Raw genomic sequence first — 22,065 nt, 5'->3', positions numbered from 1 at the left:
CATGAACTGTACCCTTTGCGAAAAGCCCTTAATAAATAAGATTGATGAAGAATATTATAGCTGTCATACATGTAACGCATATCTAAAGGATGAAGTACTTTACTTTGATCAAGACAAAGAAAAAAGTCACTATGAATGTCATAATAATGATGTAAATGATCTAGGTTATCAACATTTTACAGCTCCTGTAACGAATACCGTATTAGCACACTGCACACCAGCTATGCTAGGTCTAGATTATGGATGTGGAAAAGGGCCCGTAATTACAAAACAACTGGTGGAGCGAGGCTATACTGTCGATCTTTATGATCCTTTTTTTCATCCAGACCTTACTTATCTAGATAAAGTATATGATTATATCTTTAGCTGTGAAGTATTTGAGCATTTTTATACCCCTTATAAAGAAATTGATAAACTAACGAAGATTTTAAAACAAGGAGGCTTACTCATCATTAAAACACATTTGTTTACAGAACAAGCTGATTTTAAAAATTGGTATTATCGCAAGGATCAAACACATGTTTTTATATATACCTTCAAAACTATTGAGTATATAGCAAAACAATTTGGGTATCAAATAGAGACTCTTACAGAGAAACTAGTTGTCTTACGAAAAAAATAAGAGGCTATGTATTAGATACTAGCCTCTTTTATCAATTTAGTACATTGCTCTTTCCAGTCGTCCTCTCCTATCCAAATTCCCTTCACGTCTGAATGTCTATTAATATCGTTTAGAGCGTTTAAATCATCGTCTAAATGCCAGATAAGACCACTACCTCCTATAGTGTAGCTCTTATCTGCCCTATTGGTAAATATAATATGCTTATGTGCGATACCTATTTTATCTGCTAATAAAAACAAATCATCATTACTTCTCCCTCCATTCATAGCACAAAGCAATTCGTTATACCTCCCCGTTACGATAAAAACGTCTATTCCTCTATTAATTAACTCTTCTGCATATTGGGCGACTTCTTTTTCTGTCAATGTTCCGTCAAAATCAAATGACACTCTCATTCTATTGTGATTTTGTTTTTTTGTTTTTTTTTGTGATTCTGTGATTTTGTATTAAGGTTTACAAAATAACTATACCCAAATACCTTTTTTCCCTTTATAAAAACGGATAGTTCCAGGACCGATAAAGGCAATAGCTAATGCAGATAATAAATACAACAAGTTCAGTTCAGCATTTAACCCACCTGTATTAGGATCTAGACCAAAACTCCCCATTCCCTTCACTAAAAATAAAGACATAAACATCGTAAATGCTACAATAGAAGCCGAAATACGTGTTGCAAATCCTACAAGTAAAAATATAGGTGCCACTATCTCACCAATAGGAACGCCTATCCATAACAGCTCTGGTAGATTATGCGCTTTTAATTGATTAATAATAAAGTCATGTCCATGTATTAATTTATGGATCCCGTGGAAGATCATTAACCCTCCCACACCTAGTCTTAATAAAAACTTTCCGAAATCTGCATTCATATATTCTATTGTTTTTTTTGTGATTCTGTTATTTCGTGATTTTGGCATTTTGCAATAAAAAACACAGAAATAATACCTTATACAAACTAATTTTTCTAAGTCTCCTTACTCTGAGGTATATTGTATTAACTAGTTTTAGTAGGTCTTATTTCTATCTTACTAGGCAGTACACGAGGATTCATCGCTAAGATATCTACTACCAACTGTCCCATATCCTCTGGTTGTATCTTCCAGTGATCTGCATCAGACGGCTGATGATTATTAAAGTTAGAAGTCACAGAACCCGGTAAGATTGTTGTCACCTTTACATCAGCATTTCTAAGATCTAACATAGCTGCTTGAGTAAAACCTACTACACCAAATTTACTAGCGTTATAACCGCTTCCATTAGCGAAGAAGTTTATCCCTGCTAAGCTTGCAATACTAATATAGTATCCCTTATTCTGTTTTAATTGCTTTACAGATGCCTTTAAGGTATGGAACACCCCTGTTAGATTAGTATCTATCATCGTATTCCAATCCTCTAGACTCATATCTTCTATAGATGAGAAGATACCTACTCCCGCATTGGCAATCACAATATCTAATTTTCCAAATTTCTGAATGATCTGTTCCACAGCCTTTTCTTCATCTTCATACTTTCTCACATCAGACTGAATCGCTAATACATCATCTGTATGGCCCAACTCACTGATGGCTTCATTTACTGTATCTATATTTCTACCTGATATCGCTACTTTATACCCTTGTTCTAAAAGAGCCTGAGCTATTCCTTTTCCTATACCTTTAGTACCTCCTGTGATGTACACTACTTTCTGCATATACTTTTCTTTATGAGTTATTTCAACCCAGATTCAGCATTAGCCATATACTATAAAGCAATTCTACTTCCTATTTCTTTCATTAGTTTTAAAACCATACTATAGTATGCTTTACTCACTAATTCAGAGCTATTTTGTATAATTACTTTTTGTCTATATGTCTATCTCGGAATCTGAGTTTAAAAAAATAAAGATATAAAATAAAGAACAATTTTATCTTGTCATAAAGACTGATACCTTGTTTTTTTTTATACTCTAATTTGGCTAGTGACATATTTGGATTTAAATTAGCCAACGATAAAAACAACTATAGTAATTATGAAGAACAAATCAGTATTATTCTTTTTGCTAGCTGGGAACATCATGTTTGCACAACGCAACTTTGATATGACAGAGGCTACACTAGGACAAGGTAGACAGTTCGCTACAGAAAGAATCCTTCAACCATCTTGGAAGAATGACAATACCCTGAGTTTTGTAACTAAAAATAGAGATAGTCTTTTAATAAAAAGTCAAGCTAACAAATGGGAATCTCAAACAGCTCTTACGGCTAAGCAATTAGAAGAGATAATCAATAATGCGGTCAAAGGAGCTACTTTCATCCTTAAGATCATCCCTACTAATTTAACGTGGTTAAACGACAGTGAAATAGAGTTTTACACCAATGATTCAACGAATAAGTTAAAGTATTACTTTAAAGTTGATCTTGCTGATAAAAAGGTAGTTAGCTCATTTAAATTTGATATTAAAGGAAGTCAACAAATCATCTCGCGCAATGGAGATCACATCGCTTGGCTACAAGATAATAATATCGTAGTAACTACTAATAAAGGTGACAATGTTAAAGTGACTAATGATCCTGCACTAGATATCATTAACGGAAGTAGTGATACTCACCGTAACGAGTTTGGTATTAATAAAGGTATGTGGTGGAGCCCAAAACAAGACCAACTTCTATACTATAGAAAAGACCAGAGTATGGTGACTTCATACCCTATCATTCAATGGAGTGAGCGCGTAGCTGAAGTAAAAAACATCAAATACCCTATGGCTGGTATGGCTAATGAACAAGTATCATTAGTAATCTATGATGTATACACTGGTAAAAAGGTAACTCTACAAACAGGGGAAGCAGATCAATTCTTAACCATGGTTACTTGGGACCCTTCTGGAAACTATGTTTATGTAGGAGTGCTTAATAGAGAACAAAATCACTTAAAAGTAAATCAATACAATGCTGCTACAGGTGCCTTTGAAAAAACTCTATTCGAAGAGAAATCTAAAACGTATACTGAGCCTTCTAACAGTCTAGTATTTGTCCCTGGTACTACTGATCAATTCTTATATTTCTCTGAAGCAGATGGGTATAGACAACTTTACTTATACGATACAAACGGTAAACTAATTAAGAAATTAGGTCATGAAAACGTGATAGTAAATGAGTTCTTAGGTTTCGATGAAGAGGCTAAAAATCTTTACTATATAGGAGTTACAAATCAAGGATTAGATAGACAGTTATTCAAAACAAACCTTAAAAAAGGTAAAACAGAACAGATTACTACGTTATCAGGAACACATAGTGTAGTCTTAAACAAGAGTAAATCATTGTTCTTAGATCAGTTTAACAACTTAGAGACTCCTAACAAAGTTACTATTGTCAATGCTGATTCTAAAAAAGAGCAACAAGTACTAGAGTCTAAAAATCCTTTTGATGGTGTTGTGACGATGCCTAAGACAGAGATTAAGACGATTACAGCTGCAGATGGAAAAACCCCTTTAAATGCACGTATCATCTACCCTACTAACTTCGATGCGAACAAACAATACCCAGTGATGGTATACGTATATGGAGGGCCTCATGCACAGTTAGTAACCAACACATGGCTAGGTGGAGCGAACTTATTCTTTAACTATATGGCACAGCATGGCTACATCGTATTTACGGTAGATAGTAGAGGTAGTTTTAATAGAGGACGTGACTTCGAACAAGTAATCCATAGACAATTAGGTCAAGCTGAGATGGCAGATCAAATGAAAGGGGTTGATTACTTAAAATCACTTCCTTATGTAAATCAAGACAAGATAGGTGTATATGGATGGAGTTTTGGTGGGTTTATGACTACAACTTTATCTGTTAACTACCCAGAAGTATTTAAAGTAGGTGTAGCAGGTGGCCCTGTAATGGATTGGAAAATGTACGAAATCATGTATGGAGAACGCTATATGGATATGCCTAGCGAAAACCCTGATGGATACGAAAAAACAAGCTTACTTAACAAAGCAGATAAAATAAACAACAAGCTTTTAATTATTCATGGAGCTCAAGACCCTGTAGTGGTTCAGCAGCATTCTATGGAGTTTATAGAAGCTGCTATTAAAGCAAAGAAACAAGTAGATTACTTCTTATACCCTTCTCATGAACACAATGTTATGGGAGTAGATAGAGTTCACTTAAATGACAAGATAGCACAGTATTTCTTTGATTACCTAGAGAAACCAAATACAAAATAGTATTTTCATAAACAGTAAAGCCGAGACAATGTCTCGGCTTTTTTATTTTACTGATAGTATAATTTCTCTCGTTTTATATTATCTCTAGTAAGTACCTCAAGCTTATTATATGTATTATCAAATATAAACTTATAGTACTAAAGCATTAATAAACACTAATTTACAATCTATTTATTGTCTCTATTCTTTATAACTACTCCATGCTCCGCTTGCTGTTTCTAGGAGATTGCTAGGGGGTTTCTTTATGTTTTCTAGCCTAGAAGGCCTTTTTGTCGAACAACTGGGCAAGCATACCTCTAGCAATCCTCAAGCATGTTCTAATGATATATACAAAAGAATCACAACTGACTAGAGTATAAATAAATATGCAAATAATAAGCTACACTGTATAAATTTAGCTAAACAAAAACATATTTAACTACTGAGTGAATTATACAAACAATACATTGCTCAGAATATATTGATGACTATTTCTGTATCAGGTTATACTCTATTGCCATTTTAATAGCAGTACTCAGATTAGAAGTTTGGAACTTCTCAATTAAGTTTTTGCGGTGACTCTCTACTGTATGGTGACTTATAAATAACTTCTCTGCTATTTGATTGGTTGTTAGACCTGATGCAGCCTCTATTAAGATCTCTTTCTCACGACGAGTCAGTTTTGGGATTTGTTTTAAACCCACTTCTTCTTTCTTATCCAATACAATAGTGGACTGAGAACACAGATACTTCTGACCTCTGTGTACAGCCTGTATACCGTGGATTATTTCTTCTACTGAAGCATTCTTCTGAATATATCCCTTGGCTCCTTCTACTAAGCTACTATTGATAACAGCATATTCGTTGTGTACACTCAACATGATAATCTCTATGTGTGGAAATTTCTGTTTAAGCGGTTTTATTAATTCTAGGGTATTAATATCTGCTAAATTGATATCTAATAGTATGATATCTGTGTTTATAGTTAGCAGCCCTTGCATCATACTTTCTTTATCCGAAAAACATGCGACTACCTCTATTTCTATTTGGTTGCTCAATATATTCTTTAATCCTTCTAATAACAAAGGATGATCATCTGTAATAGCTACTTTTATCATAATTACTTTTTAGGAAATTTAAATTCTACACTTGTTCCTATATTTTCTTCTGAGTGCACAGCTAGTGTCCCTTTCATAAACTGTATGCGCGATTGTATATTGTGAAAACCAGCTGACTTCTTCAAATCTAATTTATTAGTATCAAAGCCTTTTCCGTCATCTTCAACTGTTATAATAATTTCGTGTTCTTCTTCTACCAATTGAATAATAATCTGAGAGGCCTCTGCATGCTTAATAGCGTTGTTTACTAACTCTTGTATAATGCGATAGACCAACAATTGTTTTTCTTGGGATAGGGAACTCGTATAGCTCAGAAATTCAATATGAATATCTAAAGTCTCATTAGACATACGAATCCCAAATTCGTCTAACGCTTCTTTCAGTCCGTAATTAACTAATAGATCAGGCATCAGATTATGCGCTACTTTACGTAGCTCTGTGACTGCAGCATCTATTTGCTCCACAGACTTATTCAATCCCTCTTGTGCTGACTCACCTACTTTCTTATTTAATTGTGTAAGGTGTAATTTGGTACCTGAGAGTAGTCCTCCCAAACCATCGTGTAAATCACGAGCCAAACGCCCTCTCTCTTGTTCTTGCCCTTCTAAAAGAGCTGTTAAAGTCGATATTTTAGAGTTCTGTTTTTCCTTCTCGATGGCTAAGTGATGTAGTGTATCTCTCTGTTTCATAGTCTTTAGACGTTGTCTATAGGCATATAATAATAGAAGAACCACTACTATAAAGAATATCATAGAAGCTACATAAAAAGTGTTGAGCTTATCCTTATAAGCCACAATACTCTTATATGTCAATAAATCTTTATTCTTTTGTTCTGTTTCTAACTGTGATAGACGTAGCTGTTGAGCATTCTTCTGTGCTTCCAACTCAGAGAACTTCAGTCTGCTACGTTGATTCTCCTCTATCAACTTTAGATTGCTCAACAGCTGCTCTCTCTGCTGAGCTAAAACGTGCATTAGCGCAATCTGTTGTCTATTCTTTTCTGATTCATATTGAAGTTTGACCAACCTTTGTTGTTGTCTCTCCTTGTCAAACTGAGCTTCTAACTTTCTTACTATTTCTAATTTGTCTTGGTTATACAACTTCTTGAATAACTCCAAGTACTCCTGTTGATAGTGAAAAGCCTCTTTATAATTGCCGTACTCTGCGTATATTTCTACAAGAGATTCATATATATTTAATTCTATATTGCGATCTGCAATACTTGATTTTTCTAGAGCTTGTTTTGCTTCTAACAAGTAAGAAATAGCTCTCTCAGCATCCCCCTCTGCTAAGTAGACAGAAGATATAATCCCATAAGATGATGCTATGTGATCTGCCCGCTCTGTTTTTAGTGCAATAGCATTAGCCTTTTTAGCATATTCTAAAGCTTTAGAGCGATAGGTGTCAGGAAAAGAATACAGGTATAAACTAGCTAAGTTATTATTGGCAAAAGACAAATCAGAGAGATTATACATGACCTCTTTATTCTGATTAAAGATATCTATGGACTGTAAAAAGTAGCGCTCTGCCAAATCTCTATAATTTACATGATCAGGATGAGTACTATACAATCGATCATATAAATTACCCATTTGCATAAAAGCCGAAAACTTAGTCTGCGGCTCGTGTTGTAATAAAGCGTAGCTAAGAGAAGCCTTGGCATATTTTTCATTCAACTCCTCTTCACCTAAACGGTTATAGATAACGCTTAGCTCGCTATTAGCAACAGACTTTCTCTTGTTCAGCGTATTTGAGTTAGGTGCTGATTCGTAGTGCTTAATCGCTGTTATAATATGTTGTACAGCTTTCTCTTGCTGACCATTACGACTACTTAACCATCCCTGACTATACGCTACATATCCCTTAGTCTCAGCATCATTTGCTTTTATACTGTACTGCTTAGCTAAGTCAAGACTCTTCTCTGCTCCTATAGTATTCTCCATAATGCGCAAATTCATAGCCTGAATGCAGTACAGAATACTGACATCACTATAGTTTTCGCTTTTTAATGCTGTATCGATACTTCGGGTAAGCACACGTTCTGCCTGTTCAAACTCTTTATTGGCATAAAGAGCAGATAGATAAGAGATAACGGTGTTGCTCTGTGCTTTATTTTTGTCTTGAATTGCCTTATATTGTTTCTCCCAATATTGTAAGGACTGTGCGTACGCAGACGACGTAGATAATGTACACACTACTACAACCGCGGCACTCATTAAATAAGGCCTTACAGACACAATAAGGATTCGAAATATCTTCAAAAAATAAAGGTTTATATTAATCTAAAATTAGTTACAAAGATAAAAGGATTTAAAAAAGAGAAGACTTTATTCTCCTCTGGCTTAAATAGAATTATAGCTATTCAAAGCATTCTTATTGATAAGGATTGTCATTTAAAGTATTCATCTTCTATATTCATTTCTATAATTTATATCTTCGCAAAAAAGTCAAACTTATTCTTTGCAATTAACTTAGGTTCTTGATTTGGATGTTCTTCATATACTTCTACGTGAACTACTTTTACATCATGAGGTATCTTATATTTCTCTTCCTTACTATAATTGTACCCAGCTATAGTAGCTCCTTCTTTACCAGGTATGTGTTTAATATTTACATAGTACTTAAGCGTTATACCATTGCCTAATTGCTCTCCTTGTTCAAAGCGTATCTTAGAAACTTTGCGAATCTGTAACCCTCTAGAACTAATATTTCCTTGTATCCTAAATCGCAACACATTATCTTCTTTAGACACTAAAGAAACAGCAGGTACAGATCTCTCTGTAACCTCCTGATAAGTTGTATAAGTATGTTGTTTACCCGTTTCGGGTACTTCTTGAGTTACTCGTTTTGGCTCAATATGTATAGTTGTTATTTCCAGTGTTTGAGCCTTAGTCTGACAGCCAAACAAAGCAAATATTGACATTAAAATCATAAGGTATTTCATTGCTATATTTTGGTTAAAAGTACTGCTTCTTGTCTTAAAAACATCTCACTGATAGTAGTGGTTTTCTAATTTTACTACAATATGGATGAAGTAACAAGACTTCTTTATTAATAATAAAGAGAACTTAGATATAAACCTATTCCTTTGATGATCGAGTACATCTACTCTATACCCTTTACCATTCAAAGCTATTAATTTCAGTCAGTCAACGTCACTAACCAACTGACTATTCTCTTTCATCTCTTTATTGTTCTAAATACGCTCTACCAGTATAAATATCGATATAATAACTAACTATTTTATCTTCAAGTTTTACTTGAACTAAACCATCTGAATCAATGTATTGATAAGCCTTCACACCTAGCTTCTCCTCCTTTATCTGATTGTAAAGTGTATAATTCTTATCTTTCTCGTTCTGCAAAGCATAAATCCCTTTCGAAATATCCAAAGCAAGTATAGAAGTGTACTCAGGTTCTATACTCCATAGTTGAGCTTTTCTATCCCAGACCCCATACTTACTTTCACCTTCTTTGCCCTCTATGTTGACAAGATACAATTCATCACTATCGGTATAATACTTTACAGAGGTAACTTTCTGATGAGGTATAACCATTTCTTTAGAAGGCCATACAAGCCTCCCTATTTGATCTGACACCTTAAAACTATCCAAATCAAACTGTTCTACCACCTGACCATTTATATCTAGATAAAGCCAATCATAAGCCCAAATATCGTGATCATAGTTAAAAACACCTATTAAAAAATAAGGAGAATTAGCAATAGAATAAATCAAAGAGGCATTCTTTATAAAGGCTGCTTGCTCAGCTGTTGCTGTTTTAATCTCTTTAGGAAAAGCCTTGTCATACTGAGGATATGGATAGACACTTCCTGTATTTCTATCTTTTAACAACTTAGGAACGATTGGTTCAAATCGTTCTTGCATCAACTGATCAAGTATAAGGTCTTCATTACCATACTTTATAGTAAGTGTATTAACACCTTCTAAGCCCTGATGTATTGCTTCCTTCTGCTGTACATCATAAATAGAAAAAGAGTCTTTAAATCCCTTTACAAATCGCTTATTGCCTAAGGTTGTGATAATATCAGACTCCTTTTTCTTTAGATATTGATTCTTAATTGCATAAAGTGTCTCATTCCAATAAATATGTTGGTCGTCTACTGCTTCAGGGTTTAGAGTGTAACTATCTTCTAAATAAGGGACTTCTTTTTGCAGTAAGACCTGCTTGGTTTCAATCACACCAATCTCAATGCTATGATAGGTTTGTTCTTTTTTAATAGCTCCTCCTAAGATATTCCACTCCCATTTCCAGATAAGCATCTTTCTCTCGTATTCTCTACTTTTCTTATAGAAAGTCAATCCATTCACCACTTCTATCTCTATCTCACTCTCTCCTACTTCAAGTACTTCTTTTCCATTGGTATCTATAACAACAGAAACTCCCTTATTATTTATAACCATCGCATAACCTGTCGAAGTATAAGCAGATGCGCTTTTATACCTTATCCCATTAAAAGGCTTTAAATTATCCCTATTTACATAGATAAAGTCATTTTGCTTAGTTAAAAACGGAATAAGTTGAGTAGGTTCTACTTGAGGCATATTTAAAGAGGATTTGTCTTTTTTCAATTGAGCATAAGTTATGATAGAGATCAATATCAAAAGGGTACTTAACACTGCTACTTTCATACTTTACATTTTTGTATTTGGTAAGTAACAATATTAAAGAGATAACCAAAAGGAGTCAATCCCTATTAGTGGGGATGTTAGTAGACTAGCTCACTGATAATTCTAACTCTTACATTATTTATCTAAAACAAAAACAATACTTTTAAAATGAATAATACCTACTTTTAACGATCAAAATAAACCAAGTTATGATAAGTTTAAAGGAGATTGTAAAATGGCAGACTACTTTAAGTCTATAGAACCAGCAGATTTCCACAATCTAAGCAATAAATTCGATGAGTTAAAAGCCTATAAGCTACCTAAAGTCCTTTTAGAGTTCTTACAAGGAGACAATTTGCGCATTGACTTACCTGATTCAGACTTTGAGTATCTTGAATTCTTTACCTTACTTGAGACAGTTCCGTTCAAATTTGGACGACAGAAGCTACTTCGCATTTCTAAAGAAACTGGAGATTACACAGATACTATTATTGTTTGGAATCCAAAGGCTAAGAAAATAGCTTGTTATGATTTAGAACACCAAGAACTTACAGTTCTATGTACTTTCGAAGAATTTATTACAAGTCCTGTATCTCAGTTAGATAAGTACTTTAATTAGAAAGAATAGAATTAAATACGTATCAAAAAAAGGCTACCTTACAGTAGCCTTTTTCTTTGTTTGTAGTTTGTAATATGTGTATAAGAATTTTCTTCTTATTTATTTCCTTTAGCGTAGTCAGCTAAGAACTGAGCTAATCCATTATCAGTTAATGGGTGTTTTAAAAGACCTGTGATAGCACTTAAAGGTCCTGTCATTACATCCGCACCTAACTTAGCACAGTTTACGATGTGCATAGTATGGCGTACAGACGCAGCTAAGATTTGAGTTTCAAATCCATAGTTATCATAGATAAGACGGATATCTTCGATTAATGTTAGACCATCAGTAGAGATATCATCTAATCTTCCAATGAATGGAGATACATAAGTAGCACCCGCCTTAGCAGCTAATAAAGCTTGTCCAGCAGAGAATACTAATGTTACATTAGTTTTGATTCCTTTAGAAGAAAAGTATTTACATGCTTTTACTCCTTCTTTAGTCATTGGTAATTTTACTACGATCTGAGGGTTAAGTGCAGCTAGTTGCTCACCTTCTTTTATCATCCCTTCGTAATCTACAGAAATAACCTCTGCACTTACATCACCTTCTACTATCTCACAGATAGCTTTGTAGTGATTTAAAATGTTTTCAGCTCCTGTGATTCCTTCTTTAGCCATTAAAGAAGGGTTAGTGGTAACACCATCTAATACCCCCAGTGCCTCAGCTTCTCTAATTTGATCCAAATTAGCTGTGTCAATAAAAAACTTCATAATCTATATTATTATATTATGTTATGTTGTAGCCCAAAAGTACAATATAAATTGCTTTAAACGATGATTTATAAAGAGTTTTTATCACAATACTTATGTCTATCATCTCTATCCGTTGAGTGCCAAATAGTAATAAGAACTCCTTTATTCCCCCTTAATCTTATAGTGATTCATTAGCATCTTCTCATAAACCTTACCTGGTAGTATCTTTTTTAGAATCAATGAGAATTTCTGTAAAGGCTCTCCTACTTTATACCTTACTTTTGGTTTAGCCGTATTAATTACTTTGTGAATTGCCTTTGCCATTTCTATTGGGTCCCCACCACTATCCACATGCTCATCCATCATGTCTAATGACATCTGATATACTTCTCTATAAGCAGAGTCCTCTAGCACAGGCGCATGATAACGTCCTGCAGCTATATTAGTTGCAAAATCACCAGGTGCTACATTAGTCACTTCTACATTAAAAGGCTTTAACTCCATTCGCAGAGCCTCTGTAATTAGCTCTAACGCTCCTTTAGATGAAGAGTAGATTCCTCTAAAAGGCAATCCCATATATCCTGCTATAGAAGTAACATTAATGATTAACCCCTCTTTTCTACTACGCATATGAGGTAGTACTGCCTTCATTACTTCGATAGGTCCAAATACATTTGTTTGGAAATTATTGAGAATATGCTCTGCTGGGATTTCTTCTATTGGCCCCGTAATTCCTACTCCAGCATTATTGATTAATACATCTATTTTCCCTTCTATATCGATAACTTCCTGAATAGCAGCCTGAATACTCGCTGTATCGCGAACATCTAGACACACTAAAGGAATCTTAGAATCTACCACTCTCTCAGGATTTCTACTCGTACCATATACTTTACACCCCTGTAGTGTTAGATACTCCCCTACACTTCTACCTATACCAGAAGAACCTCCTGTAATAAAAACGATTTTACTCATTGTTTTTTTTGATTTAGAACAAAGATAAAAATATTCAATGTAGAATGAAGTTTTCTTTTTTGTGGTTTCGTGATTTTGTTATCTCACTCTAGGCAAACTCTACCCGACTTTGAGTATTTGTCATTTTGTTATTTGTTACGGATTGCCCCTACTGATTATTCCTCATTGTTCATTCCCCTTTCTTCATTATCTTTACCCCAAACACATTTACACTCACCATGAATAATTACAAAATAGCCTTAGGACTTATCGCTTTAGGTCTTTCGATTACTGGTTGTAAGACAACAATTACTCCAAGTAATCCCACTACAGTACAAACTGATTATTGGAAACAAATATCTGCTGATTCGATGGCTGTGAACCTAAAGGTTATGGCCTCAGACGAATTAGAAGGTAGAAGAACTGGTGAGCCAGGACAAAAGAAGGCTACAGAATACATCGTTGACTTTTATAAAAAGAGAAATATCACTCCCCCTGCTGTATCACCAGAAGGCTACTTACAGCACGTACCTGCCAAATTCATGAGAAGAGCGCAAATGAAACTAAAGGATAGTGAAAATATTATGGCTTTTATAGAAGGAAGTGAAAAGCCTGAAGAAGTATTAGTAATTTCTGCACACTATGACCACATGGGGATATTACTTGACCAGATATACTATGGTGCTGATGACAATGGCTCAGGCACAGTAGCTGTCATGGAACTAGCGAGAGTATTTAAATCTCTAGAAAGCCAAGGCATTAGACCGAAGCGCTCTGTGTTATTCTTACACGTTACAGGAGAAGAGTTTGGGCTCTTTGGCTCTAAATACTATGCTCAGCATCCCATTCTTCCACTAGAGAATACGATTGCAAATATCAATATCGATATGATAGGTAGAAAAAGTGATAAGTATAAAAAAGAGGGAGATTATATCTATGTAGTAGGGGCAGATAGATTAAGTCAGGATTTACACGACATTTCAGAAAGAGCGAATAAGCTATCTGTCAACCTTGATTTAGACTATACTTATAACGATCCTCAACACCCAGAGCAAATATACTATAGATCAGACCACTATAGTTTTGCTGAGAAAAATATCCCTGCTATGTTCTACTTTAATGGAACACATGCTGACTATCATCAACCGACGGATACCTATGACAAAATAGAGTTTGAATTAATGAAAAAACGCACACAATTAGCTTTTGCTACAGCGTGGACTATTCTAAATGCAGAGCACAAACCTCGTTTAGACTAAATATAACGCTAAACCTCTTTTAGATATGAAAATGATTTGGATCAAAACTATAGATATAAGTTTATTTCTATTGTGCACCATTAATCTGATTCTATGGATCATGCGTGGCTTATACGTTATCGGAACAAATACTTCTGAGACCTTTCAATGGATCTATGAAGAAGCATATACCCCGATGCTATACGCCTTATTTATCCTACCAGTCTTAGTAGTAGCAACCATGATTAATAGAAAGTTCTCAATACAATCCTTTACCTTCCTATCCTTAAAGTGTTTAGTTATTAACTTCTTTTTGATCTTTGTGTTAAGGTAAAATGTCTGCCTTTATGGGCAGACATTTTCATACTTATCTACTTAGAAATCACATCGGAGAATCTATTGTTCTCAACAACAAAAAAAGCCCACGAATTAACGTGAGCTTTTATATTTATAAATGAGATATTCTATCTTTCGAATTCTTTTAATGTTTTAGTAATGATATTTACACAGTCTAATAACTGCTCTTCGTTCATTACTAATGGTGGAGCGAAACGGATAATGTTGCCATGCGTTGGTTTTGCTAATAATCCGTTGTCTCTTAATTTAAGACAGATGTTCCAAGCTGTATCACTTTCTTCTGTATCGTTGATGATAATAGCATTTAATAAACCTTTACCACGTACTAAAGTACAGATATTACTAGTAGCAATATACTTGTTTAGCTCTGCTCTGAATAATTGTCCAAGTTTCTCAGCGTTATCTGCTAATTTCTCGTCTAATACTACATCTAAAGCAGCCATAGCTACAGCAGCAGCAGTAGGGTTACCTCCAAAAGTAGAACCGTGCTGACCAGGTTTGATTACATTCATGATCTCGTCATTTGCTAACACAGCAGAGATAGGATATGCTCCTCCTGATAATGCTTTACCTAATACAATGATATCGGCTTTGATATTTTCGTGATCGATAGCTAACATTTTACCTGTACGAGCGATACCTGTCTGTACTTCGTCTGCAATAAATAAAGCATTGTGCTCTTCACATAACGCTTTAGCAGCAGTTAAATAACCTGCGTCTGGTACATAAACACCAGCCTCACCTTGAATAGGCTCCACTAAGAAACCAGCAATAGTTCCTTTGTTAGCTTCTAAAGCTGCTTTTAAAGCCTCTACATCATTATAAGCTACACGGATAAATCCGTCTGTGTAAGGTCCGTAGTTTTTACGTGCATCAGGATCGTTAGAGAAAGAAATAATCGTAGTCGTTCTTCCGTGGAAGTTGTTCTCACATACGATGATTTTCGCTTGATTCTCAGCAATACCTTTTACTTCATAAGCCCATTTTCTACAGATTTTTAAAGCAGTCTCTACAGCTTCTGCTCCAGAGTTCATAGGAAGAACTTTATCAAAACCAAAAAGCTTAGTAATTTTCTCTTCGTATAATCCTAATTTATCATTGTAGAATGCTCTAGAAGTCAATGCTAGTGTACCCGCTTGATCAGCGATGGCTTTAACGATAGCTGGGTGGCAGTGTCCTTGGTTTACAGCAGAATATGCTGATAAGAAATCATAATATTTCTTACCTTCTACGTCCCATACATATACTCCTTCTCCTTTAGATAATACTACAGGTAGTGGGTGATAATTATGTGCTCCGTATTTATTTTCTAGCTCAATAGCATGAGCTGAAGTCATTTTGTTCGACATTATAATTGTTTTTGTATTGTTTTTGTATTGTTTTTGTATTGTTTTTGTATTGTTTTTGTTCTCGCAATTTAAATCTTTTTTAGTGAAATCTAAAATTAATATTTGTTAGAATTAAGTCAAAAACAAGCTTTACTTTTGACTTAATTTAAATTTATCACGTCTACTATTCCCAATTCCTTAATAAAACTCTCATCATGACTAACAACTACTAAGGTTCCATTAAACTCGCTTAAAGCTTTAGTTAAACTCTCAATACTAATAATATCTAAGTTATTCGTAGGTTCATCTAATAGTAACACATCTATTTCTGAAGCTAAAATGGTCAGATAACACAACACTAACTTCAGTTTCTCTCCACCACTAAATGTACTTATCTTATTCGTCCATAAGGCTACTCCTATTCCATACTGAAATAATAGATTGCGAAGATCCGCCAGAGAGTGTTTCCCTTTATTAGCCAGTTCTAACTGATCTATAGGCGTTAAACTATGATCTAGTAAAGAATAAAATTGATCCAAATAGACAACCTTAGCATCTGCACAGTATAATTCTCCCGTAGTAGGTAGATAAATTCCCTGTAACAGTTTAAACAATGTAGACTTACCAGAACCATTCTTTCCTTTGAGCAAGATTCTATCTCCGCTCATGATTTTAAAGTCAAGATTCGTCTTAAATATTGGGGCAAATGCAGGAGAATAACGATAGTTAATTTCTTTAGCTTCCCATAACAACTTCCCTTTGTGTAAAGTAGATTGGGGAAAACGAATAGCAAACAGTTTATCTCGTTCTAATTGGGTTCTTAATTCTATTAATTCAGATTGTATTCCCTCTTTCTTTTGCTGATGAACATCCTGTAGCTTAGCTACGCTGTTCTCTGTTTTATTGCGCATCGCATTAATAACAATCTTTGGGAGACCTGCTTTTTTCTCTGCTTTTTTGTTCTGAGCCTTATCTTTACTTATTTGCTCTGTACGTTTAATATCCGCCTTCTTAGCATCTTTCATTTCTTTAGAGAGATGATCTACTTTACTCTGGATACCTTGTAGACGCAGTTCTTTTTGTTCTTTGTATAGGCTGTAATTCCCTCCATACTTAAATACACCATTAGGTGTTAGCTCAAAAGTAATAGGCATTAACTCAAGTAATACCCTATCATGACTGACAATAACGATAGTACCTTTAAACTCTTGTATATACTCATAGAATAATTCCTTGGTTTCTAAATCTAAGTGGTTAGTAGGTTCATCTAATAACAGTGTATCTGCCTGACTTAGCATCATCTTCGCAAAGAGAACCTTGGTCTGCTGTCCTCCACTCAGACAATCCATTGTCGTATCTGGTGATATCGTCTCTAATCCCCAATACGCTAATACCTTAGCGATCTGTTCTTCTATGTCCCATTGATCATTAAGTACTTCATAATCCTGTTCTTCTACCGAACCGGCTAGTATAGCACGGAGTGCCCTAACCTTATCAGCTACCCCTACTGCTTCATAAATAGTGTGAGATTCGACTAATTGTTTATTTTGTGGCAAGTAGAATACTGTTCCATTAATATGAATAGCCGGTTCTACTAGTTCTAATTCCCTAGCGATTAGTTTAAGAAGAGTTGTTTTGCCAGTACCATTTTGACCGATGATACTAACCTTCTCTCCAGCATGAATAGATAAGCTGATATTCGTAAATAAAGGTGTCTTATCTGCGTGATAATAAGATAAATTTGATATAACTATGCTCATAGTCTTCTAATTTTACCCCAGAATAAGTGATAGACAAATAGGCAAAAAGTAAGTATACAAAATAGGTCTGAATTAGCGATACAAGCATACTATAGTATGATTTTAAAACTAATGAAAGAACTATGAAGTAGATTTGTTTTGTCGTATTTGATTGATGCTGATTCTAGGTTTACTGATGTGAATAATCCATACGTGGCCCGTACACCACTCCTCACGGTCAAAAAATATGTATTTACACGATACTAAGTATTATGACAACACAAGGCTGTTGTCAATTTATAAAGATGATAACCACTCGTCGGACTGAAGTTTGTCCTTTTATCTATTGGTTATATATAACCAATCTTTACTTAGCTGTGTACATTTAGACTATTATTCGTTAATACTGATACAAATGTATATCTACTTTTGGTTTTAAACAATTATTTGAACGATATTTTTATTAAAAACGGCTGTTTGATTATAAAGACTATGTACATGATTATACACTGATGTTGTTTTAACTCAGATTAAGCATTAGCCAAATACTGCAAAGCAATTCTACTTCATATCTCTTTCATTTCTTCTAAATCCATACTACAGTATGCTTTTTTCTTAAATTCAGAGCTATTTTGTATAATTACTTTTCGTTTATGTGTCTATCGCTTAATCTGGGTTTAAAGCTTGCACTTCTTAGAGGATTACTAGGGGTTTTCTAGGGCTTTGCTAGTCTAGAAGGTGGTTTTCTCCAAGAAAGGTGCAAGAACACCTCAAGCAATCCTCTAGCAAGTCAGAACAAAACTATTTTTTGTTTAATCAAAATCAGATTAAACGCTTTTTTATTTTATGTTTACAGTCCTATAATCAAAAAAATATGAGTAATAAAGAATTAACAAATAGATATGGGTCATTGGCCTCATGGGTGTATCACATCGATAAACCTATTGGAAGATCCTTTGGAGATGTTGAATACTATAGTGAAAGATTAAAAAACATAGAAGGAGTAATCCTAGAGCCTGCATGTGGTAATGGGAGAATACTAATCCCTCTATTAGAAAAAGGGTTAAAAATAGAAGGATTTGACGCTTCGGCAGAAATGCTTTCTTACTGTAAGCAAGAATGTAAACAAAGAAGTCTCGATGGTATCTTTAGACAAGAAATGTTTAATACCTTCACCTCTACTACCCCTTATGAAGCAATTATAATCCCTGCAGGGTCATTTCAGCTTATTACGGATACTGATGAGGCTATTGAAGTATTAAAACGCTTTAAATCAGCTCTAAAAGAAGGTGGTCGATTAATCATAGACTTATCTCCTTTATCTTCGTTATCAGAAGCTCCTATGCTAGCTAGACAGTGGAATGTAGATAATGGAATGCTTACACTGACAGAATCTAGAGTAGAAACATCTTATCTTAAGCAAACTACTATATCTCAATTGAGGTATGAGCATTGGGACAATGAAAAGGGATTAATTAACTCTGAGATAGATCTGTTCTCTCTTCGCTTCTGGGGAGTAAAAGAATTTGAACTAGCCTTAAGAGCTGTTGGTTTTACAAAGATTACCATCAGTAGTAATTATGGTTACTTAGAAGAATTTTCAGAAGAAACACATACGCTAACTTTCGAAGCAAAATAAGTAAACAAACAGGGAGCTTATCATGATGATAAGCTCCCTGTTTGTTATAAATGCCATAGGCAAATAATTCTTAATTTTAAATTCCTAATTAATTAGCTTGCGGTCTTGATCATACATCCCTACCAAAACGCTATTTCCTTCTTCATCTACGCGTAGTCCACCGTATTTAGCTTGTTCATACTTCTCTGCATCCCCCTCTTGAAAGAAGAAACTCTCTGCCCCAATATTAAATCTCCAGCCTTCATAATTAAAGTATTTGATGTAAACTTGATTAGCTTTCTTCTCTCCCATTTCATTGATCATCTTCACCAGACTCCCTACATTATTCTTATCTAAAGACAGTAAGACATATCCACGCTTATTCAGTTTACTCTTTTCTACAACCTCCTCTATATCATTCACAGCTCTAGCTGATAATTCTTCTTCTGTAGTTGTAAGGATCTCATTCTCGCTAACAGGCGTTATTGAATCTATGATACTTTGATCAAAAACACTTGGTCTAGTTGATATCGCATAGTTAAGACTCATATAATCTCCTTGCATTAAGGATCTAGGATCTACAGGAGCTAATTCTAACAATACGAATTGTCCTTCTTTTATTGTCTTTTCCTTTTGTAATACTGCTTTTACAAAGAATATCCCAATAAGTACAAATACAACTATAATAATTATGTTTTTCTTATTTTTCATTTGTCTGTCCCTCACCTTTTTGAATTAAATAATAGATACCCAAGAATAATACGCCTATGCCCATCATAGATAGAGATTTCTCTAATAAAGAGATGCCTAAGTCATAATAAAACATGCCCATTGCCCAAATTAGAGTTGCAATACTTAAAGCAAAACCAACCTTATACTGTCTTTTAAAGCTCCAAAGCATCAATAAAAATGCAATACCAAATGCTGGATAATTAAATGCTATTAGTACATTAAAGATAAGGACTAAGCCATAAGCCATCACTTTAATGCTGACTTGAGTTACTTTCATTTTATTTAGTACTAAATAAACCGTTGCTACTACTAAAGCTAATATGGTAATAACTAAAAAAAGGTGAACTCCTCTATATTCACTAAAATAATAATAACCATACTTCATAGTAGAAGCAATAATCCCCATTACAAGTGTATAGCAAAAAGAAGCAGTAAAAACAGCTAAATATCTGTCTCTTATCAGTTTATTTATTGTTCTTAATCGTTGTTCTTGCCAAAATAAATAAACAGTGAACAGTAGTACAATAGCTAAATAAATATGATAGAAAGTTTCTATTTCTAATTGAAATAATATTACGTGAATAGAGACTAATACACATAAACTACTCAAAAATGCTATAATTTGATTATTATAAAGTAGCAATGTGATTCCGCCAGTAATTAACATAATCAGACCTGCTAAATCTGTAGCTTCTGCTAGTCCAAAGACTAAAAAAGCATATCCTATGATAAATAAAGAAACAGCAATACTATCTGTTACAGCGCTGTCTTTACTTTTATTTAATGCAAATGAGCCTCCTAAAAACAATAATCCCATAATACTTAAAAAAGTATTATTAGAAAACAAATCACTTGATATCAAAGCAATAAACCCCATAAATAGTCCTAAACCTATAAGACTTCCTATTACTGATATTACTCTAATTATGATTGACTTAAGTACTAATTTGCTTTGTGCCACTTGTAGGGCATCTTGCTCTACTTCTACTCCTTTTTGGATTAAAGAAGTAACTATATCTTTAAATTGATTACTGTTCATTGCTCCACACTTTTTTCTGGTTTATAATCAACTTCACAATTCCAAAAGTTCCACCTATACAGTACAATGCATATAATAATAACGAAGCCTCATTGATATCAGCAATCTTGATAATTAAAGCAAATACAATAGCAAATACAGAAAGTAAAAAATAACTATACAACAATAAATCCTTAGCTTTTCTACTCCATAAGAAACTTCCAATAAACCAAGTGACAGAAGCTATTACTAGCATATATAACCCTGTTAAATCAGCTTTAATATAGCGGTCTGTACTTACAAAAATAAAAGTAATAATACCACTAGTTGCAACTGAAAAACAGGCTAAAGAAAGTAGTCCCGTATAATATCTATCCAATTTATAATTCGTTTTTTTAGCTAAATATATAGGTGCTAAATATAATACTACATTCAATAGTAAAAGAAACAATCCACTATAGAACAATAGATCATCACTCGTTACTTGTAAGAAATAAAGAATCAAAGTTGTGTTAGCTAGCACAGCATAAAATAACCACTGAGGAGAGAATCTGCTCAATACGGTCCATGCTGTAATGGCTAATACCCACATAAAGAAGAGATCATAAGCATTAGCTCCTGTCTGATACACTTGACCATATACAGCAAATAACACCCCTACTAATATACTCGCACTTAACAAGCTAACCTGTCTTACCACAGCATTCAATTTAGGGTACACAGCTCCTATAACACTGACAGTTAAAAGAGTGAATACAAGTAAAAACTTGATGTTTTTATGTAGGTCTGCCCAATTATAGGCAAAGAAAAATACTATACCTGATAGTAAAAAACCTGCTCCTAAGGCAAGTGTCAAATACTTGACAAACTTCTGCCAATCTGTGATATTGGCATAACTCCTCTCCTCTAATAGTTCTCCTAATTGAGAATCAGTGAGGGAACTATGCTCTTTTAGAAGATACAAATCTCCTTTGTCTATTTTTTCTTTCATACCCCTTTTTTCTTTTATCAAACGTAATACAATTTATTGAAACTTGTATTACTTCACCTTAGAATACACCCTATACTGCTCATAGATTAGCTGAAAAAAGGGAGATGCTAGCACATCATATTCTAAGTCACAAACAAAAAAAGACAGTATCTAATCGAGCATTAAATACTGTCTATCCAATAATTA

Annotated in this window: 20 protein-coding genes; 6 read left to right on the top strand and 14 right to left on the bottom strand. The window is 34.2% G+C overall.

Annotated features, from left to right (window positions below):
* The first annotated feature begins 1 nt into the window (after window position 1).
* The gene (locus tag AABL85_RS03450; RefSeq protein ID WP_341309227.1) at window positions 2–622 is read left to right on the top strand and encodes a class I SAM-dependent methyltransferase; all 621 of its coding nucleotides are present in this window, start codon (window positions 2–4) and stop codon (window positions 620–622) included.
* A gap of 11 nt (window positions 623–633) precedes the next feature.
* On the opposite strand, the gene AABL85_RS03445 is transcribed toward AABL85_RS03450, so the two are convergent.
* From AABL85_RS03445 to AABL85_RS03435, 3 genes are all read right to left on the bottom strand, one after another.
* Window positions 634–1,017, bottom strand: a complete 384-nt coding sequence (locus AABL85_RS03445) for a hypothetical protein (protein WP_341309226.1) — start codon at window positions 1,015–1,017, stop codon at window positions 634–636.
* A 69-nt stretch (window positions 1,018–1,086) separates the two neighbouring features.
* Window positions 1,087–1,491, bottom strand: coding sequence for a DoxX family protein (locus AABL85_RS03440; protein WP_286385784.1), 405 nt, complete (start codon window positions 1,489–1,491; stop codon window positions 1,087–1,089).
* A gap of 125 nt (window positions 1,492–1,616) precedes the next feature.
* Window positions 1,617–2,312, bottom strand: coding sequence for an SDR family oxidoreductase (locus AABL85_RS03435; RefSeq protein ID WP_341309225.1), 696 nt, complete (start codon window positions 2,310–2,312; stop codon window positions 1,617–1,619).
* 318 nt (window positions 2,313–2,630) lie between these two features.
* Here AABL85_RS03435 and AABL85_RS03430 point away from each other — a divergent pair, with 318 nt between their 5' ends.
* Window positions 2,631–4,823, top strand: coding sequence for a S9 family peptidase (locus AABL85_RS03430; protein ID WP_341309224.1), 2,193 nt, complete (start codon window positions 2,631–2,633; stop codon window positions 4,821–4,823).
* A 467-nt stretch (window positions 4,824–5,290) separates the two neighbouring features.
* Here AABL85_RS03430 and AABL85_RS03425 read toward each other — a convergent pair whose 3' ends face one another.
* The 4 genes from AABL85_RS03425 to AABL85_RS03410 all read right to left on the bottom strand — a co-directional run bounded on the left by AABL85_RS03425 (window position 5,291) and on the right by AABL85_RS03410 (window position 10,572).
* Entirely contained in the window at window positions 5,291–5,920 is a 630-nt protein-coding gene (locus AABL85_RS03425) for a response regulator transcription factor (RefSeq protein WP_341309223.1), read from the bottom strand.
* Window positions 5,921–5,922: 2 nt separating this feature from the next.
* Window positions 5,923–8,136: a sensor histidine kinase gene (locus AABL85_RS03420; protein ID WP_341309222.1), complete on the bottom strand. Its 2,214-nt coding sequence runs from the start codon at window positions 8,134–8,136 to the stop codon at window positions 5,923–5,925.
* 212 nt (window positions 8,137–8,348) lie between these two features.
* Entirely contained in the window at window positions 8,349–8,852 is a 504-nt protein-coding gene (locus AABL85_RS03415; RefSeq protein WP_341309221.1) for a hypothetical protein, read from the bottom strand.
* 256 nt (window positions 8,853–9,108) lie between these two features.
* Complete coding sequence (locus AABL85_RS03410; RefSeq protein WP_341309220.1) at window positions 9,109–10,572, bottom strand: hypothetical protein; 1,464 nt, start codon at window positions 10,570–10,572, stop codon at window positions 9,109–9,111.
* A 214-nt stretch (window positions 10,573–10,786) separates the two neighbouring features.
* Here AABL85_RS03410 and AABL85_RS03405 point away from each other — a divergent pair, with 214 nt between their 5' ends.
* Complete coding sequence (locus tag AABL85_RS03405; RefSeq protein WP_341309219.1) at window positions 10,787–11,170, top strand: hypothetical protein; 384 nt, start codon at window positions 10,787–10,789, stop codon at window positions 11,168–11,170.
* 95 nt (window positions 11,171–11,265) lie between these two features.
* On the opposite strand, the gene fsa is transcribed toward AABL85_RS03405, so the two are convergent.
* Together fsa and AABL85_RS03395 are read right to left on the bottom strand one after the other, a co-directional pair.
* Window positions 11,266–11,922, bottom strand: a complete 657-nt coding sequence (fsa, locus tag AABL85_RS03400) for a fructose-6-phosphate aldolase (RefSeq protein ID WP_006258898.1) — start codon at window positions 11,920–11,922, stop codon at window positions 11,266–11,268.
* Window positions 11,923–12,066: 144 nt separating this feature from the next.
* Window positions 12,067–12,879 (bottom strand): SDR family oxidoreductase, encoded by an 813-nt coding sequence (locus tag AABL85_RS03395; RefSeq protein ID WP_286395297.1) that lies wholly within the window; start codon window positions 12,877–12,879, stop codon window positions 12,067–12,069.
* Window positions 12,880–13,097: 218 nt separating this feature from the next.
* Here AABL85_RS03395 and AABL85_RS03390 point away from each other — a divergent pair, with 218 nt between their 5' ends.
* Together AABL85_RS03390 and AABL85_RS03385 are read left to right on the top strand one after the other, a co-directional pair.
* Window positions 13,098–14,117: a M28 family metallopeptidase gene (locus tag AABL85_RS03390; RefSeq protein WP_341309218.1), complete on the top strand. Its 1,020-nt coding sequence runs from the start codon at window positions 13,098–13,100 to the stop codon at window positions 14,115–14,117.
* Window positions 14,118–14,142: 25 nt separating this feature from the next.
* The gene (locus AABL85_RS03385) at window positions 14,143–14,430 is read left to right on the top strand and encodes a hypothetical protein (protein WP_006258901.1); all 288 of its coding nucleotides are present in this window, start codon (window positions 14,143–14,145) and stop codon (window positions 14,428–14,430) included.
* 130 nt (window positions 14,431–14,560) lie between these two features.
* Here AABL85_RS03385 and rocD read toward each other — a convergent pair whose 3' ends face one another.
* Window positions 14,561–15,802, bottom strand: coding sequence for an ornithine--oxo-acid transaminase (gene rocD / locus AABL85_RS03380; RefSeq protein WP_286420138.1), 1,242 nt, complete (start codon window positions 15,800–15,802; stop codon window positions 14,561–14,563).
* A 140-nt stretch (window positions 15,803–15,942) separates the two neighbouring features.
* Complete coding sequence (locus AABL85_RS03375; RefSeq protein WP_341309217.1) at window positions 15,943–17,541, bottom strand: ABC-F family ATP-binding cassette domain-containing protein; 1,599 nt, start codon at window positions 17,539–17,541, stop codon at window positions 15,943–15,945.
* Between the two features lie 853 nt (window positions 17,542–18,394).
* On the opposite strand from AABL85_RS03375, the gene AABL85_RS03370 reads away from it, so the two are divergent.
* Window positions 18,395–19,159 carry a class I SAM-dependent methyltransferase gene (locus AABL85_RS03370; RefSeq protein ID WP_341309216.1) on the top strand — a complete coding sequence of 255 codons (765 nt, stop codon included), beginning with the start codon at window positions 18,395–18,397 and terminating at the stop codon, window positions 19,157–19,159.
* Between the two features lie 84 nt (window positions 19,160–19,243).
* On the opposite strand, the gene AABL85_RS03365 is transcribed toward AABL85_RS03370, so the two are convergent.
* The 3 genes from AABL85_RS03365 to AABL85_RS03355 are packed head-to-tail and all read right to left on the bottom strand — an operon-like array spanning window position 19,244 to window position 21,879.
* Window positions 19,244–19,849 (bottom strand): GDYXXLXY domain-containing protein, encoded by a 606-nt coding sequence (locus AABL85_RS03365; RefSeq protein WP_341309215.1) that lies wholly within the window; start codon window positions 19,847–19,849, stop codon window positions 19,244–19,246.
* Window positions 19,839–20,909 (bottom strand): DUF4401 domain-containing protein, encoded by a 1,071-nt coding sequence (locus AABL85_RS03360; protein ID WP_341309214.1) that lies wholly within the window; start codon window positions 20,907–20,909, stop codon window positions 19,839–19,841. The genes AABL85_RS03365 and AABL85_RS03360 overlap by 11 nt, the downstream gene beginning before the upstream one ends.
* Window positions 20,899–21,879, bottom strand: a complete 981-nt coding sequence (locus AABL85_RS03355; protein ID WP_341309213.1) for a DUF2157 domain-containing protein — start codon at window positions 21,877–21,879, stop codon at window positions 20,899–20,901. The genes AABL85_RS03360 and AABL85_RS03355 overlap by 11 nt, the downstream gene beginning before the upstream one ends.
* Window positions 21,880–22,065 lie beyond the last annotated feature (186 nt).

The sequence above is a fragment of the Myroides odoratimimus genome (genome assembly GCF_038039805.1).
Classification (GTDB): Bacteria; Bacteroidota; Bacteroidia; order Flavobacteriales; family Flavobacteriaceae; genus Flavobacterium; species Flavobacterium odoratimimum_B.
Note: the sequence above shows the minus strand (reverse complement) of the source record. Positions and strands in the feature narration are given on the sequence as shown.

Excerpts from the sequence above, each read along its gene's own strand:
- AABL85_RS03415 (WP_341309221.1), bottom strand. The coding sequence starts at position 8,852 with ATGATTTTAATGTCAATATTTGCTTTGTTTGGCTGTCAGACTAAGGCT.
- AABL85_RS03365 (WP_341309215.1), bottom strand. The coding sequence starts at position 19,849 with ATGAAAAATAAGAAAAACATAATTATTATAGTTGTATTTGTACTTATT.
- AABL85_RS03430 (WP_341309224.1), top strand. The coding sequence starts at position 2,631 with ATGAAGAACAAATCAGTATTATTCTTTTTGCTAGCTGGGAACATCATG.
- AABL85_RS03405 (WP_341309219.1), top strand. The coding sequence starts at position 10,787 with ATGGCAGACTACTTTAAGTCTATAGAACCAGCAGATTTCCACAATCTA.
- AABL85_RS03360 (WP_341309214.1), bottom strand. The coding sequence starts at position 20,909 with ATGAACAGTAATCAATTTAAAGATATAGTTACTTCTTTAATCCAAAAA.
- AABL85_RS03395 (WP_286395297.1), bottom strand. The coding sequence starts at position 12,879 with ATGAGTAAAATCGTTTTTATTACAGGAGGTTCTTCTGGTATAGGTAGA.
- AABL85_RS03375 (WP_341309217.1), bottom strand. The coding sequence starts at position 17,541 with ATGAGCATAGTTATATCAAATTTATCTTATTATCACGCAGATAAGACA.
- AABL85_RS03410 (WP_341309220.1), bottom strand. The coding sequence starts at position 10,572 with ATGAAAGTAGCAGTGTTAAGTACCCTTTTGATATTGATCTCTATCATA.
- rocD (WP_286420138.1), bottom strand. The coding sequence starts at position 15,802 with ATGTCGAACAAAATGACTTCAGCTCATGCTATTGAGCTAGAAAATAAA.
- AABL85_RS03450 (WP_341309227.1), top strand. The coding sequence starts at position 2 with ATGAACTGTACCCTTTGCGAAAAGCCCTTAATAAATAAGATTGATGAA.
- AABL85_RS03355 (WP_341309213.1), bottom strand. The coding sequence starts at position 21,879 with ATGAAAGAAAAAATAGACAAAGGAGATTTGTATCTTCTAAAAGAGCAT.
- AABL85_RS03370 (WP_341309216.1), top strand. The coding sequence starts at position 18,395 with ATGAGTAATAAAGAATTAACAAATAGATATGGGTCATTGGCCTCATGG.
- fsa (WP_006258898.1), bottom strand. The coding sequence starts at position 11,922 with ATGAAGTTTTTTATTGACACAGCTAATTTGGATCAAATTAGAGAAGCT.
- AABL85_RS03390 (WP_341309218.1), top strand. The coding sequence starts at position 13,098 with ATGAATAATTACAAAATAGCCTTAGGACTTATCGCTTTAGGTCTTTCG.
- AABL85_RS03440 (WP_286385784.1), bottom strand. The coding sequence starts at position 1,491 with ATGAATGCAGATTTCGGAAAGTTTTTATTAAGACTAGGTGTGGGAGGG.
- AABL85_RS03420 (WP_341309222.1), bottom strand. The coding sequence starts at position 8,136 with ATGAGTGCCGCGGTTGTAGTAGTGTGTACATTATCTACGTCGTCTGCG.
- AABL85_RS03445 (WP_341309226.1), bottom strand. The coding sequence starts at position 1,017 with ATGAGAGTGTCATTTGATTTTGACGGAACATTGACAGAAAAAGAAGTC.
- AABL85_RS03435 (WP_341309225.1), bottom strand. The coding sequence starts at position 2,312 with ATGCAGAAAGTAGTGTACATCACAGGAGGTACTAAAGGTATAGGAAAA.
- AABL85_RS03425 (WP_341309223.1), bottom strand. The coding sequence starts at position 5,920 with ATGATAAAAGTAGCTATTACAGATGATCATCCTTTGTTATTAGAAGGA.
- AABL85_RS03385 (WP_006258901.1), top strand. The coding sequence starts at position 14,143 with ATGAAAATGATTTGGATCAAAACTATAGATATAAGTTTATTTCTATTG.